A 1,158-nucleotide genomic window follows, 5' to 3' on the forward strand; every position below is an offset into this window, starting at 1 on the left:
AAAATGAACAGCTATCCGATAGACTGGGAAAGGCTATACTTGAAAAAGAGCAAAACGGCACAAAGGCATTCAAAGCCGAGAATGACAAGGAGTATTATAGACAACAAATGGACAACGCAAGGACAACCAGTAACCGATTAAGGACGGAGAACCAAGAACTAAAGACCGAAACCAAGGAATTGAAAAAAGAACTTGGTAAGATGAAAGACTTGTTCAATTCCGAACAACTGGAGGCTTTAAGGCATCATTTCCCAAACATATCAAAAGCTATGGAAGAGGGGAAAGACCTACTCAAGCAAATCACCAGAAGCAGAGGTTTCGGTATGGGTATGTAACCCCCCCCCGCCCCCAAAGGGGGAGCGACCAAACGGCAGCCTCTCTCAATGGAGTGTTACGTCGTTCGGATTCGGAAGAAATTTTGCAGGGTTCGGAAAACGGTTGTGTGCTTATTCTAAAAAAAGTTTATGGTGTGGCGCTCGTCGGGACGGGTGGTCCCGCCCCTTGCCGCTGGGCGCTCCCCGACCGATGATTTTTAAGTGACTGATTTTGTGCTGTTTTGGGGGTATATTAAGAATAGAAGAAATAGAATAAGTTAAGTACTTGATACACAATATAGGGCATTTTCCATATTGGAAATTCTCATTTTCCAATCTAGAAAATACTGATTTCCTAATATAATACTAAACAGGAAAATAATATTTCCCTTAATATTGTTTTTATGGAAAATAATAGTTTACTTTGTGGAGAATAATATTTCCCAAAAAACACATCAAAATGGAAAATAAAAAAGCAGTTAAGTTAACCGATTTTCAAAAGAACGAAGAAAATCCTTTTATGAAACAAGCTATAGAAGGTATTGAAAATCATGTTGTTAAAAAGTATAAGAGTAATAGTGGTGGCGATAAGAGAGCCGTAGTAGCTTTAGCCGACACTGAAACTGGAGAAGTGTTTAAGACTTCGTTTATCCGTCAAATAGAAGTAGATGAAGAACAATTCACTAAATTGTATCTTTCTAACTTTGCTGCATTCTTTGACCTATCACAAGCAGCTATTCGGGTTTTTGGTTACTTTATGACCTGCATGAAACCCAAAAATGATTTAATCATCTTCAATAGAAAAAAATGCCTAGAATATACCAAATACAAAACAGACAAAGCC

Annotated in this window: 2 protein-coding genes; both read left to right on the forward strand. The window is 38.2% G+C overall.

All coding sequences use genetic code 11. The features are described from left to right. The coding region (locus tag ABHR63_RS09990; protein ID WP_036644730.1) for a hypothetical protein at positions 1 to 335 on the forward strand (335 nt) is incomplete at its 5' end. A gap of 439 nt (positions 336 to 774) precedes the next feature. Further along, the coding region (locus tag ABHR63_RS09995; RefSeq protein ID WP_346966008.1) for a RepA protein at positions 775 to 1,158 on the forward strand (384 nt) is incomplete at its 3' end.

This window comes from Collinsella aerofaciens (genome assembly GCF_039752775.1).
Taxonomy (GTDB): domain Bacteria; phylum Actinomycetota; class Coriobacteriia; order Coriobacteriales; family Coriobacteriaceae; genus Collinsella; species Collinsella aerofaciens_R.